The organism is Ewingella sp. AOP9-I1-14 (genome assembly GCF_052375995.1).
In the GTDB taxonomy this organism is placed as follows: Bacteria; Pseudomonadota; Gammaproteobacteria; order Enterobacterales; family Enterobacteriaceae; genus Ewingella; species Ewingella allii.
In genome coordinates this window covers 244,770-261,003 of sequence record NZ_JBQSVA010000007.1, presented here as the reverse complement: position 1 = coordinate 261,003, position 16,234 = coordinate 244,770, and the positions used below count along the sequence as shown (strand labels likewise).

Here is a 16,234-nt window from a genome sequence, read left to right as displayed (position 1 = left end):
GCCGGTGAAATCGGATTGCTACTTAGAAATTATTATTGTTAGGGATAGCCCATTTTGGTGGATGAGTTGTTAAGATTAATTATTCCAAGTAGGTTGAGTGATAAGCGTATACCGCGGCTTACCTTTACCAACTGTTTTTTTGATGAATTTTGCTCGCCCAACCGTCCCAAGATGTTTATTAATGTCATCTGGGTTCTCAACGGCTTTATGGATTTTCGCCGATTTAATCTCAGTTTCGCCTAAAACAAAGAATTCACATTGGCGCTTATTAGGCAATGTACCTAAAAAATATACATCGGCATCAAACTCTTCTTCCAGTACGTTTTCACTACCTAGTTTCTCGTATGCCTGTTCGAGTTGTTTTGGGTCACGGAAAATTAAACTGAACTCATTGTTTTTTAATGAAAAAACTGTCTTGTTTTCATATAAAAAATTGACGAACGATCTGATTTTGTCTCTTGCCCTAATGTCTAAATCTTCTAAAGCCTCAGAAAGGGCTTCATCATTGTCATCCAAACTGGCCTGCAATATTGTCTGAGTTCTCGCCAGAGCCTTGGATACCAAAGTCTTTTCATCAAAGCCTAGCGGTGCGTCAGGTCGAAACTCTTCCAGAACAAATCCAAATGAACCCCTAGCTGTTGCTGTAATCATGAGATGATTATTGTCATTGTTGGGTATTTTACCAGCTGACGGCAGTGCGCCGGTGAATGCGCTCGCGACATAGGAAATAGCATCATCAAAAAATGATAATGCTTTTGTTCCAAATGAAGCCGAAATTCCTTGGGTACCGATGACTGGTGGGCCTTTGAAGGTAAGAATCGCCTTAGTTGGCTCATTTTCACGAGGATCAGCTTGGGCGATTATTTTTTCGATATTCTTTAGGCGCGACTCTAAGCTTAAACGGCTTATAGATTTACCGGCAGGCATAGATTCTAGAAGTTTGCAAACTTGCTCACGTTCACTGAGAGCGAAAACATAATCAGAACGATTCATGGTCAGCCTCCTCAGCTTCTGCTGCGCCAAGTATAGTCATGGCAATCGGATCTAACTGTGGTGATAAAGGTATTTGGACAAAACCTTTCCATGATAAATCACGCTTATGCGCCCACATACTGTACCAATATACAGTCTTTGAGACAAGGTCCGCGCCAGAGGTTTGGAGGCTTTCAAAGTAGGAGTCAACTAAGAAAGTTTCCTTAACAAATTCTTGATGAAAAATCAATTCGTTTCTTGCGATAACAATTTCATCAGAGTCACCTGGTTGAAAGTTAAAAAATGTCACTACGTCAACATCATTTGGTGGTCTCTTTAAATTTAGCTCAACATTTTCAGTGAAACTTCCATCAACCCACTGAAACCCATCTGTTAGCCCAGCATGTGAAAGCGCGTCCCTGAAATTCAGGAAACCCTTTAAAATTTTTCTTCTAGTTGGGGTAAATGCAAATGCGCTGACAAATTGGACAATGTTCATTTCATATGGCGACCTGTTAAAACTAGTTGGGTCCGACTCATCCATTGGAGGGATCACACCCATTTCATTCCATAATTGAGTTGTGGGTTCTGTCAAAATTAATCCTCATAGCCAACTAGTAAACTGATCTGGCGAAATTATATATTCTAGGAAGTTATTAAGGCACTATGGATATTTTAATAATATCATTTAGATGCCTAACGGTAGTTATCTTCCTCCCAGTGCAGGCAGCATCTTTGCGACCTCATTCGAACTCTGATAACCCGATAAATGTACTTAGTCAAAAGGTGAGCCTGGCAGCCAGAGCGAAGCACAACAACATCAACGACGTTTCACACTCATCGATATCTACCTGAACTTCGCTGCTGGTCATTGAAACAAAATTTTACAGGCATCATAGACTAATGATTGGGCAACACAAATACTGGGGATAAATCAGGGTGTAGTGCTAATCAGAGGTTGAAGCAGCTTGGTGCAAATGTGACTTTCAATTCTCGTAGACAGGATAAGCCGAAAAAACTCCGCTGGTGGTAGAGTTTTTTTGACAGATGGAGGAGGGAGGATTTACTCCCCCGCCAATCAATAAGTAAAACTTCATAATTTCAAGTCGCTGCCAATTGTAACTCATTGACTTGTTGAGAATAAATTAGGTTGGGATATTATGAAATTATTGGCTAACTACATGGACAACCTAAAAAACGCGCAGGATTTAAAAAACCTCGTTTCAGACTAAATCGATGCCAAATCGCTTCTGCAAAACAAAATTTATTCATTGAAAATTCATATAGTTACAACCTGCCTTTTTTACCTAAAATTAGCGCTCGCAAGCTGTGGATTTTAATTTAAAACAATAGGTTAACTTCCTTTCCCCGCCCTACTACAAAGACAACGGCATCTCAACGGACGACGTGGTCGCCGTGGGTCTGGTTTATCAGTTCTAAACCTCAGCCTGAAAACGCGTTACCCCAAGCCCGCCGCCATGGCGGGCTTTTTTATGTCCAACGTTTAGTTTTGCTCAGACACCAACACAGCCAGCGTATCCGGTACCAGCGCGCGGAAAATATGCTCCTGATCTGCCGGATAGCTGATGTAATCCCCCGCGTTTAGCACATAGGGCTCCTCCGTCAGCCCGACCAACGCCTGACCCTGAGTGACAATAATGTGCTCCACCGATCCCGGCGAATGGGGTTTTGATACGCGATCGGCGCCCGGCTCGGCGCTCAGCAGATAGATATCCCGTCGCGATCCCGGCGGGCAGGTTGCCAGCAGCACGGCCTTATAATTGGCTAATTCGGCAATGACCGCAGGGCCTTCGCCGCGTCGAATCAGCTGCGACTTGTTGACCTGCGGCTCCATCAGGCGCGCAAAGGGGATCTCCAGCGCGACGCATAGCGCCCACAGGGTTTCAATGCTGGGGTTACCATTGGCCGCCTCGAGTTGCGAGAGGGTAGATTTGGCAATTCCCGCGCGTCTGGCGACTTCCGCCAGTGATAAGCCTGCGCGCTGGCGCTCCCTGACCAGAGAGCTGGCAATAATGTCGATGGGTTGGATCATAGATTTAGCCTAAATAAAGATAGCGATAACCGTTATAACGAACAATCGTTCGACTTGTAAAACGATTTTAATATGTTCATTATAACAGCCTGTTTGTTCGTTATGAGATTGAAAAATGCATTTTCATCAATTTTCCGCACTGAAATCGGGGACCATCAAAGCCATCATTCTGGTCTGTCTGGCTGATGGCATTGTCGGCATATCCTACGGCTCGCTGGCTACCGGCGTTGGCTTCCCTTTCTGGGTGCCGATGGCGCTCTCCGTTTTCGTGCTGGCCGGGGCCTCTGAGTTTCTCTTTATCGGCATTGTCTCGAGTGGCGGGAGCCCGTTCGCCGCCGCAGCAGCAGGTTTATTGGTGAATGCGCGCCATCTGCCGTTCGGCATTGCGGTGAAAGATTTGGTCGGCACTAAATCCAAGAGCCTGCTGGGCTGCCACATCGTCAATGATGAAAGCGTAGTATTCGGCGTGTCTCAGCCAACCAAGGCAGAGTGCAAAGCTGCCTTTTGGCTGTGCGGCTTGGGCATTGCCCTCTGCTGGCCGCTGGGGGTGATTATCGGCGGCTCGATTGGGCAAATTATCCCGGATCCGCAGGCTATCGGCCTTGATGCCGTTTTCCCAGCCATCCTGCTGGCGTTGACCCTTCCAGCGCTGAAAAATGCCAAAACCATCATCTCCGCCTGCTCGGGCGCGCTGATTTCACTCGCGGCAGTGCCTTTTGTGCCTGTTGGTATGCCGGTGCTGTTTTCCCTGCTCGGATTGGCTATCAGGAAGAAAAAATCATGAACCAACACACATTGATCATTTGCGGCATCGCGCTTTTGGCCGTGGGCACCTATGCATTTCGCTTTGTCGGCTTCAAGCTCGGATCGCGGATGACCTTCACTGAGAATACCCGCGCACTGATTGCCGACGCCGCGACCACGCTTTTGCTCTCAGTGGCGGTGATTGCCACGCTGCTGGAAGGTGAACACTTCGCCGGGTTGGCGCGTTTGCTGGGAGTAGGGGTGGCGGCGGTGCTGGCGTGGCGCAAAGTGCCGCTGATTGCGGTGATCCTCTCCGCCGCCGCGGTCACCGCACTGGCCCGCTGGCTGGGTTTACCTTGAATTTCTGCTCTGAGGGAGCATAAATTCTCCGCAGCCCGGATTTAGCGGTTTTCATTCCGGCCGAAATAAAACACAATACTCGTCACAAAAAATGACATTTCTCGCCGTCATTAAACAAGCAGTTAACCCATCACTTACAAGCCAACATCTCAATGCAATCACATAACGTTTCGCGCAAAACCGAGTGGCTACGCGTCATCATGCTAGCTATCGCCGCGTTTATTTTTAATACCACCGAATTTGTCCCCGTAGGCCTGTTATCAGACATCGCCAGCTCTTTCTCGATGGAAACCGCGCAGGTCGGCCTGATGCTGACCATTTACGCCTGGGTGGTCGCCCTGATGTCGCTGCCGCTGATGCTGCTTACCCGCAACGTCGAGCGCCGCCTGCTGCTGATGGCGGTGTTTGGCCTGTTTATCCTCAGCCACGTGCTGTCGGTGGTGGCCTGGGACTTCGGCTCGCTGGTGGTATCGCGCATTGGGATTGCACTGGCGCACGCGATTTTCTGGTCAATAACTTCATCGCTGGCCATTCGCGTCGCCCCGGCGGGCAAGAAAACGCAGGCTCTGAGTATGCTGGCGACCGGCACCGCGCTGGCGATGGTGCTCGGCCTGCCGCTCGGGCGGGTGATTGGTCAATATCTTGGCTGGCGCATTACCTTTGGGGTGATTGGCGTCGTGGCGCTGATCACCTTAATCAGCCTGAGTCGCCTGCTGCCGAAACTGCCAAGCGAACACAGCGGCTCCCTGAGCAGCGTGCCGATGCTGTTCAAACGACCGGCGCTGGTGTCGATGTACCTGCTGATCGCGCTGATCGTCACTTCGCATTACACGGCGTATAGCTACATTGAGCCGTTCGTGCAGAATGTCGCTAAAATGAGTGAAGATTTCACTACCTTCTTACTGCTGATTTTCGGCGGAGCAGGCATTTTGGGCAGTGCGCTATTTAGCGTGATGGGCAGCAAATTCCCGACGGCGTTCTTTGTCGGCGCCATCACTATCATCGCGGTTTCGATGCTGTTGCTGCTGGTCTCCTCGACCAGTGCTTTCAGCATCTCTGCGCTGACCGTTTTGTGGGGCATTGGGATGATGGCTATCGCGCTGGCGATGCAAATTCGCGTGCTGGCGCTAGCGCCGGATGCCACCGACGTCGCCATGTCGCTGTTCTCAGGTATTTTCAATCTGGGGATTGGCGCGGGTGCACTGCTGGGCAATCAGGTGATTATGCATCTTGAACTGTCGGACGTGGGCTATGTCGGCGGGGCGATGGGCTGCATTTCACTGGCGTGGTGCCTGTTTATCCTGCGCCGATACCCCCAACTGCGGACCGTATGATCGGCTTCGCTTTTGCTTCTTAGCTCGCAAATAACCATCAAAGAAACATATCATTAACAGTACCGACCCATGTCGGTACTATACTCCCAACATTAGCCGGTGTTTCCGGTCCTTTTACTTTGCGAATCACTCATCTATGCATGCACAAAAGAAGCAGCCCTTGCCTGCCGTCACGCTGGCGGCCATCGGCGTAGTGTACGGTGATATTGGTACCAGTCCGCTCTATACCTTGCGCGAATGTCTGACCGGCCAGGCCGGGATCACCATGACCCAAGGGTCTATTTTCGGCTTTTTGTCGCTGATTTTCTGGCTGCTGATGCTGGTGGTGTCATTCAAATATATCGGCTACGTGATGCGTGCCGATAACGGCGGCGAAGGGGGGATTTTGACCCTGATGTCGCTGGCGGTGCGCGATATCAACCCGCGCTGGTACGCCACCGTGGTGTTCCTCGGGCTGGTTGGCGGCAGCTTTTTCTATGGGGACGGGGTGATCACTCCGGCCATTTCGGTGCTTTCGGCCATTGAAGGGCTGGAGATCATCGAGCCTTCGCTGGATAAATTTATCATCCCCATCTCCATTGCCGTGCTGACCCTGCTGTTTGTTATCCAGAAGAAGGGCACGGGCAGCGTCGGTAAGCTGTTCGCGCCGGTGATGGTGCTGTGGTTTGTCTCGCTGGGCGTGATGGGCATCGGCGGCATTCTGCATAATCCGGGCGTGCTGCAAGCCTTGAATCCTTACTGGGCGCTGCACTTCTTTATTGAATTCAAAGGCATTTCCTTCTTCGCGCTGGGTATGGTGGTGCTGGCAGTGACCGGGGCCGAGGCGCTGTATGCCGACATGGGCCACTTCGGCAAAAAGCCTATTCGCATCGCGTGGTTCCTGCTGGTCGCACCTTCGCTGGTGCTGAACTACTTCGGGCAGGGCGCGTTGTTGATGAGTAACCCGGACGCCATCAAAAACCCGTTCTTCCTTCTGGCGCCTGACTGGGCGCTGGTTCCGCTACTGATTATTGCCACTCTGGCAACGGTTATCGCCTCCCAGGCCGTCATTTCTGGCGTGTTTTCACTGACTCGTCAGGCGATGCGTTTAGGCTATCTGCCACCGATGCGCATTGTGTACACCTCCGACGTCGAATCCGGGCAAATCTATATTCCGGTGGTGAACTGGCTGCTGTACGTGGCGGTGCTGATTGTGATCATCAGCTTCAAACACTCCAGCGACTTGGCGTCGGCCTACGGCATCGTGGTGACGGGAACCATGCTGCTGACCTCCATCCTGCTGTGCATTGTTGCGATTAAAAACTGGGGCTGGAAGAAGCGCTGGGGCCTGCTGCTGCTGGCATTCCTGATGATGATTGATATCCCGCTGTTTGCCGCCAACCTTACCAAGCTGTTCTCCGGCGGCTGGCTGCCGGTGGCGCTGGGGCTGAGCATTCTGCTTGTCATGATCACCTGGCACACCGAGCGTTCGCGCCTGTTGCGTCGCCTGCGTGAAGACCCGGACGCCTTGAGCGCGCTGATCACCTCCCTCGAAAAATCCCCGCCGCGCCGCGTGCCGGGCACCGCGGTGTTTATGGCCCGCGCGCCGGATGCCGTGCCTCTAGTGCTTTTGCACAATTTAAAGCACAACAAAGTGCTGCACGAGCGCATCATTTTGCTGACCATCAGCAGTGCCGACGTGCCTTATGTGCATAATCTGAAGCGCGTGACCATTGAGCATCTGTCGCCATCCTTCTGGCGCGTGGTGGCGAGCTATGGCTGGCGCGAGACGCCAAATCTGGAAGATGTGTTCTATCGTTGCGGGCAGGATGGGCTGCGCTGCACCATGAGCGACACCTCATTCTTTATGTCGCGCGACACGCTGGTATTGGACAAACGCCCATGGTATTTGCAGATCCGCGGCAAGCTGTTCCAAGTGTTACAGCGTAACGCGCTGCGGGCGCCGGATCAGTTCCAGCTCCCGCCTAACCGCGTTATTGAACTTGGCGCCATGGTGAAGTTTTAATTTTTTTTACCGAGCAATCAATTATTTATGGACGATAGTCTGGCGGCGCGTTGCTGTCAGGTACGTCCCCGTTGTAATCCGGTGGCACGCTGCTTGGATCAGAAGCGGGGTGGTAATCAGGGGGAACCTCTGACTGCCCCGATCTTGGTTCATCGTAGCTATAGGCCACCGGCACTTTATTGCCCTTGGCGTACATACATTGGGTGTAGATAACGTCGTACTGATCTTGTAAATCGTCGCTGCTCATTCCCGCCGTATTACTGCCCATGGCGCTTCCCACCAGCAGGCCGCTGCCTGCGCCGATCAGCGCCCCCGGCCCGGCATGGCCCGATGCCGCGCCAATCAAAGCGCCCGCCGCTGCACCTACCACCGTTCCCGCTGCCGCCGTGCCAGCTGCACTGTTAGATGCCGCCTGCGCGCCGCCGCTCACGCTATTCTGCGCCGCGTTGCGACATAACATATCATCCTGCCTAAACTGCCCGTAGCTCTTGGTGCTGCCTGGTAAAACCTGAACTTCCGGCGCCGAAGGGGGCGCCACGCAGCCCGCCAGTGCCATCACCAGCGCCAGAGGGGCTAATTGATAGAGACGTTTCATGATTGATTCACTCAGGCTTAGCGCGGTGCAGAATCGCCAACCACCACTTTCATCCAGCCCGGCGCGCAGCGCTGAACGTGCGGATAGTAACCCGCTGGATTCTGGCAGTAGTAAGCGTAATTAGGGGTTTTCTCCACGTAGGTTTGCGGAGGTGACGGTGTCACATAGACCACCGGAGGCGGCCCGTAATAGACCGGCGGCGGAGGCCCCCAAGGTGCGCCAATGATCACCCTCGGGCCGTACCAGCCGTGATAATAACCATGACCATAATACCCGTGGCCATAATAGCCATAGGCGTAAGAAGTTTGTGCCACCGACATCATTGCACCTGCGGCCAGCAACAGCAGCAATAGCCTTTTCATAACCACCTCGACATCCGTTTAAACCGCCCATTTATCGCCGAAAGGTTCCCGGTCGATGAGCAAGAATATACGCGCTATCCGCCGTTTTTTTACACGGCAAATCAGGTGGAATGCGCTAAGGGATCGGCAGTAATTGTGTGGAAATATTGTGAAATTTACCGAGGAGGACAAACCTCCCCGGTAGAGGCGTTTTTAGCGGAATGGCGGTTCATTGAAGGTACGTAATTTACGCGAATGCAGCTTGTCGCCTTCCTGTCGCAGCAGGCCAATGGCGTGGATACCAATCTGTAAATGCTCGGAAATCGCCCCTTCGTAGAAGTGGTTCGCCTGCCCCGGCAGCTTGATTTCGCCGTGCAGCGGCTTGTCGGAGACACAGAGCAAAGTGCCGTAAGGCACGCGGAAGCGATAGCCCTGCGCCGCAATGGTCGCACTCTCCATATCCACAGCCACGGCGCGACTCAGGTTGAACCGCATGGCCGAAGCAGAATAGCGCAGCTCCCAGTTACGGTCGTCGGTAGTCACCACGGTGCCGGTACGCAGGCGCTGCTTAACTTCTTCCCCCGGCATATTGCTGATGGCCTTGGTGGCGTCATACAGCGCGCGCTGCACTTCGGCAATGCTTGGAATTGGGATATCCGGCGGCAGCACGGCGTCCAGCACGTGGTCGTCGCGCAGGTAGGCGTGGGCCAGCACGTAGTCGCCAATTTGCTGGCTTTCGCGCAGACCGCCGCAGTGGCCAATCATCAGCCAGGCGTGCGGGCGCAGCACAGCCAGATGGTCGCAAATGGTTTTGGCGTTAGACGGGCCGACGCCGATATTCACCAGCGTAATGCCTTTGCCGTCTTCGGCAATCAGGTGATAGGCCGGCATCTGGTGTTTTTTCCACGCCAAGTCAGAGACCGTCTGCTCCAGATTGACGGTTTCCGCCGTGACGTAGGCCCCGCCAGCGCAGGAGAGCGCCACGTAAGGAGTGGCCGGATCGACGATTTGCGCGCAGGCCCAGCTAACAAACTCATCCACGTAACGGGTGTAGTTGGTGAACAGCACGTAAGGCTGCACGTGCTCCGCCGGGGTGCCGGTGTAGTGTTTCAAGCGCGCCAGTGAGAAGTCGGTGCGCAGCGCGTCGAAGTGCGACAGCGGGAACTCGGTGGTGGAGGTGGATAAACCGTCGGTGATCTGGTCGCCGATTTGCGACAGCTCGGTGGTCGGGAAGTGTTGCGCCAGCGCCGCGCTCATAGTGCGATCGAGGTTCAGGTCAGAGCCGTCGATAACAAACGGGAAGGGGATCTCGAGCTGGGAAGGTTTCACCACAAAACTGGCGTTATATTCGCTTTCCAGCAGGCTCAGTTGGTCCGCCAGATAGCCACGGAACAGCTCCGGGCGGGTGATGGTAGTGGTGTATTTCCCGGCGCGCGGGAAGCGGCCATAGGCGCGAGACTTAAATTGATTCTGCGCAGCCCCGTCCCAGCTAACGCTCAGCTCAGGGTAGGTGAAAAGTCCTGCCAAACGCACGTCGTTATCAGGCAGTGTACCATCGAGAATAAAGTCACCGATGGCTTTTCGCAGTGCTACTACGGCACCGTTGTACAGTGCCTCCAGCCGATCCAGCGCGTCGGTGGCGTTCAATTGGGTTGCGGAATAAGCATTATTCAAAATCGTTCCCTTATGCAGATGAGCAAGACTTAACACAAAGTATGGCATTGGTTAACAAAGGATTCTAATCCAAAGATTTTGCTAATTATAAGTAAACAATGAACTCTGGCTCGTCTTACTCATCTGGATTAGGGGCCTTATGAACCCCAATTTGGAAGATAGTTAGGGAATATCAACAGGGCTTGCGGGGCTCGCGGTCGGCTAATCGCGCAACGAGGGGGCACTTTATTACCCAACCCCAGGTTGTCAGCCTCGTCCAGATTGATACTATTGGTTAATCGAATGCCAGACGAATATGTATTGATAAAATGAATCGCTACCCGATGTTTAGCCCTCAGCAATTACTGAGTTTCGTGGCAGTTTGCGATAGCGGCAGTTTTACCCGTGCCGCCGAACGGGTGTTCCTTTCTCAATCCACCGTCAGCCAGCAGGTGCGCCGCCTTGAAGAGATGTTGGGCAAAGCCCTGCTGGAACGCACTTCTCATCAGGTTTTGCTCACCGAAGAGGGGGAGAGATTTCTCGGCTATGCGCGGCGAATCATTGCGCTGAACGGCGAGGCGCATGACGCGCTTTCCGACCAGTGGCGCGACGGCGTGGTGCGTCTTGGCGTACCGGAGGACTTTGCGGCGGCCACCACCGGGCTGCTGGCCGAGTTCAGCCGCACTCATCCCCATTTGCGTCTCGACGTCACCAGCGGCCTGAGCTATGAACTGCGTAAATCCTGGCAGCAGGACGAGTTGGATATCATTCTGGTGAAGCAGATTAAGGGCGACAAACCCAACGCGGCGCGCCCTGAGCCTATGCTGTGGCTGGACAGCGCGGCTTACCCAGCGTTTGAAAATAACCCGGTGCCGCTGGTGCTGTTTCCACTCAACGGGTTGTATCGCGAGGAACTGTGTCAGGCGTTGGATGCTATCGGCCGCCCCTGGCGCATCAGTTACAGTAGCGCCAGCCTTGCAGCTCTGGTCGCCGCCAGCGCGGCGGGGCTGGGCGTGACGCTGCTGCCCGCCAGCTGTCGCCTGCCGGAGCACCGCGTGTTGGGCGCGGAGAGTGGGTTGCCGCAAATTGATAATGTCGAGCTGGCACTGTTTTATCGCCCTGACGCCACCCCGGCGCAGCTGGCGCTGGCCGAGAAGCTGCGCCAGTTCTGCCAGCTGAGCTGACTATTGCGTTTGCCACTGACCACCAGTGGCAAATATCGCAGCCAGCGAAAGCGCCTTATTTTATGGTGAAACGGTAATGTCATTTTTGTTCTCTGGATTAAGGAAATCGACGTGCAGAACACTCAACAACAAAGCCGCAGAAATTTTCTCTCAAACACCGCGAAATTGACCGCCGGAGGCGCGCTGCTGGCGACCGGCATGGCTTCGGCTCAGGCAGCAACTCAAAACGCGATGGCTAAATGCGAAGAGAGTAACGCAGTCACCTCTCTGCCCGCCGCCCACTACCAGCTGCGCAATGTCCGACTGGAAGAGGGTTTCAAGCGCGAAGGGGAGATGATTATCGGCACCCGGACGGCCCTTTATCATCTTGAGATAAAAGACGGCAAAATTATGGCGATTCAACCCGCCAGCGGTGCGGCCGCCAGCACGCTAACTGCTTTTGACGCCCAAGGATTATTGCTCCTGCCCGCCACCCGCGACATGCATATTCACCTCGACAAGACCTTCTACGGCGGCTCGTGGGAAGCGCCAAGGCCGCGTAAAGGCAAGACCATTATGGATATGATTGCTCGCGAGCAGGTGCTGATCCCACAGCTTCTGCCGACCTCGGTTCAACGCGCGGAAGCCATTATTGGCCTGCTGCACTCGAAAGGCACCACGGTGGCGCGTAGCCACTGCAACATCGACCCGGTTAGCGGCTTGAAAAGCCTCGAACATCTGCAAATCGCGCTGGAAAAACATAAAAACGACTTCAGCTGTGAAATTGTCGCCTTCCCGCAGCACGGGCTGTTGCACTCGAAAGTGGACGGCTTGATGCGCGAAGCGATGCAAATGGGCGTGCAATACGTTGGCGGGCTGGACCCAACCAATGTTGACGGCGCGATGGAAAAATCACTCGACGCCATGTTCCAGATTGCCCTCGATACCCACACCGGCGTGGATATCCATCTGCATGAGACTTCACCGGCGGGCGTCGCGGCGGTGAAATATATGATTAAAACCGTCGAGCAGAACCCTCAGTTAAAAGGCAAAGTGACGCTCAGTCACGGCTTTGCTCTCTCAACGCTGAAAGATGCAGAGCTGGATGAAGTGATTGACGGGCTGGCTCGCCAGCAGTTTACCGTGGCTTCCACCGTGCCGATTGGCAAGCTGGCAATGCCGCTGCCGCAGTTGAGCGAGAAGGGCGTGTTTGTGATGACCGGAACGGACAGCGTGATTGACCACTGGTCGCCGTTTGGCACCGGCAGCATGCTGGAAAAAGCCAACCTTTATGCCCAGCTTTATGGCAATTCAGACGAGTTCGGCCTGACACGCTCGCTGGCTATCGCCACCGGCAACGTGCTGCCGCTGGACAACAACGGCACTCGCCAATGGCCGGCGGTGAACGACAATGCCGAGATGATTCTGGTTGACGCCAGCTGCTCCGCTGAAGCCGTGGCGCGGGTTTCCGACGTCAAAGCCACCTTCCATCAGGGCCGTCTGGTGTTCGGCAGCGTGCAAAAAGTCTAACTTCCCTCTGCGGGCCGTGCGATGCGGCTCGCAATTTTCTCCGGCTTCATCTTGATCTATACTCTTCTCTCACCGTTTTATGCTGACTGGACGACCAGAGACTCGGCTTCATTGAATAGGGACGACCCTGCGATTAAATAAGGTCAGAATATGGCTTGGGTATATCTGTTGTTAGCAGGTTTGTTTGAAGTGGTATGGTCGACGGCGATGAAAGAGTCGCACGGCTTTACCAAGCTGGTTCCGAGTATTGTCACCTTAGTCTTCATGCTGCTCAGCTTCGCGCTACTGGCTATCTCCATGAAAACCCTCCCTTTAGGCACCTCCTACACCGTGTGGGTCGGCATCGGCGCTATCGGCGCATTCATCCTCGGCGTCACCATGTTTGGCGAGAGCCTCAACCCCATGCGCGTCATCGCCGTACTGCTGATTTTCTCCGGCGTGGTGCTATTGAAGCTGGCAACTAAGTAAACCGAGTTAATTCCATTATTTTGGGTGTTAAACCGCTTTTTGGCGGATAACACTCCATATTTTGGATTTACACCTGTGCATTCGGAAAAAACAGCCCAAACGTAGTGGTGCCTTGGTTGCTCTGCACCCAGCAGCGGCCTTGGTGCAGTTGCATGATTGAGGTGACAATCGACAGGCCCAGCCCGCTGGAGTTTGACGAGTTCTGCCGCGCGGAGTCCGCACGATAGAATCGGTCGAAAATCCTCTCCTGATGCGATTTGGAAAGGGTGTCGCCCTGATTCACCACCTGAATGGTCATGCCTTCGGCCGAAGGGATGGCGTTGATTTCAATCAGGCTGCCCGGCGCGGCGTGGCGCACCGCATTGGACAGCAGGTTAGCCAGCGCTCGGCGTAACAGCATGGCGTCGGCGAACAGCGTGCCTTCGCCACTGACTTGGATTTGAATGTCCCGGTCGGCGGCCAAGTCCTCGAAATAGTCACAAAGCCGACGCATGTCCTGCGTGGCGTCCAGCAGCGTACGCTCAATCTCAAGGTCGGGTTGCTCGGCCTGCGCCAAGAACAGCATATTGTCGATCATTCGCGACATACGCTGAAGCTCTTCAAAATTGGACCCCAGCAGCCGCCGGTAATACTCATTTTCGCGCGGCGCGCCGAGGCCCACCTCAGTCTGCCCCAGCAAAATGGTGATCGGCGTGCGCAAGTCGTGGGCCATGTCGGCGCTCACCTGCTTCAACTGCTTAAAGCCGCGCTCGAGCCTTTCCAGCATGGCGTTAATCTGGTCAATCAAGGTATCGAGCTCGGTCGGGGCGTCATCTTTAGTCAGGCGTGATGACAGGGTGCGCGTCCCAATCTTGGCGGTTCTCTCCGCCAGCCTGCGCAACGGCGAGACGCCGCGACGGGCAAAAATAAACGCCAGAACCACAGAGATGGCAGCCATCATCGAAGCAAACAGAATGATGTAATTACGGTACACATCCAGAATGTGGGTCCTGTCGGTCAATACCCGGCTGGAGATGATCTCCAGCGGCACTAAATCGTTGGAAGAGGGGCTGGTGGCGGCCATATAAATCATCGGCGTGCCGTCGGCGGTCTGGGAGTGATGCACCGCATTCAGCGACAGCCGCTGCTCGGCGGAAATCGGCGTGACCTGCGGGATCGGGCGTTTGAGCGGGTTGACCTCTAACAAGGTCGGGCCGCCGACATAGCGTATCACCAGCAGCGACTCGGTGTTACCCAGCATATTGGCGAACAGGTGCGGCTTCTCATGGATCAGCTGACGGGCGTCCAGATCCCTCAAAAGGGTGCCTATCTGGTCGACACGCGACACCAGCGCCGCGTCGTCCCTGAGCGTCAGCTGATAGCGCAACGCGTAATACAGCGCGCCGCCCATGACGGTAAAGGCCACAAAAGAGAAGGCCGCCAGCAGCACCGCCAGGCGAAAAGTGAGGGAGATGCGTCTCATGGCTCAGCCTCACAGCGATAGCCAACGCCGTGTATGGTGTGTATTAACTGGGTGTCGAAAGGCTCATCGATTTTCTGCCGTAATCTTCTCACCGCCACATCCACCACGTTGGTGTCGCTGTCAAAATTCATGTCCCACACGCGGGAAGCCAAAAAGGTGCGCGACAGAACCTGTCCCGGATGTTGCAGGAAGCAGACCAACAGCTTGAACTCTTTGTTGGTCAAGGTGATGCGTTTGCCGCCACGCTCACAGCGGAATTTTTCAATATCCACCACCAGATCCGCCAGCGTCAGCACGTCACCGGACTGCGGCTGGCCGCGACGCAGAATGATGCGAATGCGCGCCAGCAGCTCGGCGTAGGAGAAAGGCTTCACCAGATACTCATCAGCACCCAGCCCCAAGCCGCGCAGGCGGTCTTCCAGCGCACCACGGGCGCTGAGAAACAGCACCGGCGTCTGGCTGTGGATGCGCAGACGCTCCATCACCGTCCAGCCGTCCATCTCTGGCAGCATGACGTCCAGCAGGATCAGGTCATAAGCATTTTCCCGCGCCATGTGCAGGCCGTCGATGCCATTCGCCGCCCAGTCTGCGGTGTAGCCCGCTTCGTTAAGGCCATTGCGCAGATACTCGGCGGTTTTTTCTTCGTCTTCAACGATGAGAATTTTCAAGCAGCGTCAAACCTCGAATACAGGAGCAAAGGGCGCACGCGGCGCCCAGTTCTCATCATGATGATGGAGTAAAACTCAGTAACCCGGCACGTGCGCGGCTTTCATAATCAGGTTCGCCACGGCTTCCGGCTGGGAAATCAGTGATACATGGCTAGATTTTAGCTCGATCGTCTGCGCGTGCATACGTTTCGCCATGAAGCGTTCGAGATCGGGGTTGATGGTGCGGTCTTCGGTCGAGACAGCATAGTAAGTTGGTTTAAATTCCCAAGCCGCGACGCTGGTCTTCGCCATGGTGATGGCGCGGCCCATAGGCTGCTGCACGGCGTAGTAAGCTTTAGCCTCTTTCTCCGGCAGGTCGCCAGCGAAATCATGCACAAAGGCAGATTCGCTCAGGGCACCAAAATCGCTGTTCCACTGAATACCGGCAGAGGCTGGCGCGGCCGGGAATTTTTTGGTCAGCGCCGGATAGTCTTCACCCGCAGCCGGAGCGCGCGCGGCGATATACACCAGGCCTTTCACTTCTGGCTCGTTGCCCGCTTGGCTAATGACCATACCGCCGTAGGAGTGGGCGACCAGGATCACCGGGCCGTTTTGCAGCGCCAGCGCGCGTTTCACGGCGGCAACGTCGTTATCCAAAGAGGTAGTTGGGTTCTGCACCGCAGTGACGTGCAGACCTTTAGCTTGTAGCAGCGGAATAACTTTACCCCAGCTCGATGCGTCCGCGAACAGGCCGTGAACCAGCACGATGTTGGTCACTTCGGGTTGAGCAGCGGCAGGCTTGCTGGTGTCAGCCTGAGCTGTAGACAGAGACATGCCGGCCAGAACCAGTGAAGCGATAAGTGACAGATTGCGTAATTTCATTATAAATCCCCTTGGCAGTGTGTGA

16 protein-coding genes are annotated in these 16,234 nt (G+C 54.4%); 7 read left to right on the top strand and 9 right to left on the bottom strand.

What is annotated here, in order from left to right:
• Positions 1-75: 75 nt before the first annotated feature.
• The 3 genes from ACT3RT_RS18785 to ACT3RT_RS18775 all read right to left on the bottom strand — a co-directional run bounded on the left by ACT3RT_RS18785 (position 76) and on the right by ACT3RT_RS18775 (position 3,025).
• Positions 76-993, bottom strand: a complete 918-nt coding sequence (locus ACT3RT_RS18785) for a hypothetical protein (protein WP_496203555.1) — start codon at positions 991-993, stop codon at positions 76-78.
• A complete protein-coding gene (locus ACT3RT_RS18780) occupies positions 980-1,567 on the bottom strand; it encodes a DUF6932 family protein (RefSeq protein ID WP_496203554.1) in 588 nt (195 codons plus the stop codon). Before ACT3RT_RS18780 ends, ACT3RT_RS18785 begins: the two co-directional genes overlap by 14 nt.
• Before the next feature lie 909 nt (positions 1,568-2,476).
• The gene (locus tag ACT3RT_RS18775) at positions 2,477-3,025 is read right to left on the bottom strand and encodes a helix-turn-helix domain-containing protein (RefSeq protein WP_485903342.1); all 549 of its coding nucleotides are present in this window, start codon (positions 3,023-3,025) and stop codon (positions 2,477-2,479) included.
• Positions 3,026-3,140: 115 nt separating this feature from the next.
• Between ACT3RT_RS18775 and ACT3RT_RS18770 the strand changes: the two genes are divergently transcribed.
• From ACT3RT_RS18770 to kup, 4 genes are all read left to right on the top strand, one after another.
• Positions 3,141-3,809, top strand: coding sequence for an AzlC family ABC transporter permease (locus tag ACT3RT_RS18770; protein ID WP_485903341.1), 669 nt, complete (start codon positions 3,141-3,143; stop codon positions 3,807-3,809).
• Positions 3,806-4,129 carry an AzlD domain-containing protein gene (locus ACT3RT_RS18765; RefSeq protein ID WP_485903340.1) on the top strand — a complete coding sequence of 108 codons (324 nt, stop codon included), beginning with the start codon at positions 3,806-3,808 and terminating at the stop codon, positions 4,127-4,129. The genes ACT3RT_RS18770 and ACT3RT_RS18765 overlap by 4 nt, the downstream gene beginning before the upstream one ends.
• Positions 4,130-4,281: 152 nt before the next feature.
• Positions 4,282-5,463: a sugar transporter gene (locus tag ACT3RT_RS18760; protein WP_353504159.1), complete on the top strand. Its 1,182-nt coding sequence runs from the start codon at positions 4,282-4,284 to the stop codon at positions 5,461-5,463.
• 136 nt (positions 5,464-5,599) lie between these two features.
• Positions 5,600-7,468: a low affinity potassium transporter Kup gene (gene kup, locus ACT3RT_RS18755; RefSeq protein ID WP_485903339.1), complete on the top strand. Its 1,869-nt coding sequence runs from the start codon at positions 5,600-5,602 to the stop codon at positions 7,466-7,468.
• 25 nt (positions 7,469-7,493) lie between these two features.
• Here the strand turns inward: kup and ACT3RT_RS18750 are convergent, their stop codons facing one another.
• The 3 genes from ACT3RT_RS18750 to ACT3RT_RS18740 form a co-directional block, all read right to left on the bottom strand.
• A complete protein-coding gene (locus ACT3RT_RS18750) occupies positions 7,494-8,063 on the bottom strand; it encodes a glycine zipper family protein (RefSeq protein WP_496203553.1) in 570 nt (189 codons plus the stop codon).
• A gap of 17 nt (positions 8,064-8,080) precedes the next feature.
• Entirely contained in the window at positions 8,081-8,425 is a 345-nt protein-coding gene (locus ACT3RT_RS18745; RefSeq protein WP_485903337.1) for a hypothetical protein, read from the bottom strand.
• Positions 8,426-8,617: 192 nt separating this feature from the next.
• Positions 8,618-10,078, bottom strand: a complete 1,461-nt coding sequence (locus ACT3RT_RS18740) for an AMP nucleosidase (protein WP_496203552.1) — start codon at positions 10,076-10,078, stop codon at positions 8,618-8,620.
• A gap of 308 nt (positions 10,079-10,386) precedes the next feature.
• Here ACT3RT_RS18740 and ACT3RT_RS18735 point away from each other — a divergent pair, with 308 nt between their 5' ends.
• The 3 genes from ACT3RT_RS18735 (at position 10,387) to ACT3RT_RS18725 (ending at position 13,218) form a co-directional block, all read left to right on the top strand.
• On the top strand, positions 10,387-11,241 hold the full coding sequence (locus tag ACT3RT_RS18735; protein ID WP_485903336.1) for a LysR substrate-binding domain-containing protein: 855 nt from the start codon (positions 10,387-10,389) through the stop codon (positions 11,239-11,241).
• Between the two features lie 111 nt (positions 11,242-11,352).
• Complete coding sequence (locus tag ACT3RT_RS18730; RefSeq protein WP_496203551.1) at positions 11,353-12,750, top strand: amidohydrolase family protein; 1,398 nt, start codon at positions 11,353-11,355, stop codon at positions 12,748-12,750.
• Between the two features lie 150 nt (positions 12,751-12,900).
• The gene (locus ACT3RT_RS18725) at positions 12,901-13,218 is read left to right on the top strand and encodes a DMT family transporter (RefSeq protein ID WP_034795720.1); all 318 of its coding nucleotides are present in this window, start codon (positions 12,901-12,903) and stop codon (positions 13,216-13,218) included.
• Positions 13,219-13,285: 67 nt separating this feature from the next.
• Here ACT3RT_RS18725 and ACT3RT_RS18720 read toward each other — a convergent pair whose 3' ends face one another.
• The 3 genes from ACT3RT_RS18720 to ACT3RT_RS18710 form a co-directional block, all read right to left on the bottom strand.
• Complete coding sequence (locus ACT3RT_RS18720) at positions 13,286-14,680, bottom strand: heavy metal sensor histidine kinase (RefSeq protein WP_496203550.1); 1,395 nt, start codon at positions 14,678-14,680, stop codon at positions 13,286-13,288.
• A complete protein-coding gene (locus tag ACT3RT_RS18715) occupies positions 14,677-15,348 on the bottom strand; it encodes a heavy metal response regulator transcription factor (RefSeq protein WP_353504151.1) in 672 nt (223 codons plus the stop codon). The genes ACT3RT_RS18720 and ACT3RT_RS18715 overlap by 4 nt, the downstream gene beginning before the upstream one ends.
• Positions 15,349-15,423: 75 nt before the next feature.
• Positions 15,424-16,209: an alpha/beta fold hydrolase gene (locus ACT3RT_RS18710; protein ID WP_396132127.1), complete on the bottom strand. Its 786-nt coding sequence runs from the start codon at positions 16,207-16,209 to the stop codon at positions 15,424-15,426.
• Between the last annotated feature and the right edge of the window lie 25 nt (positions 16,210-16,234).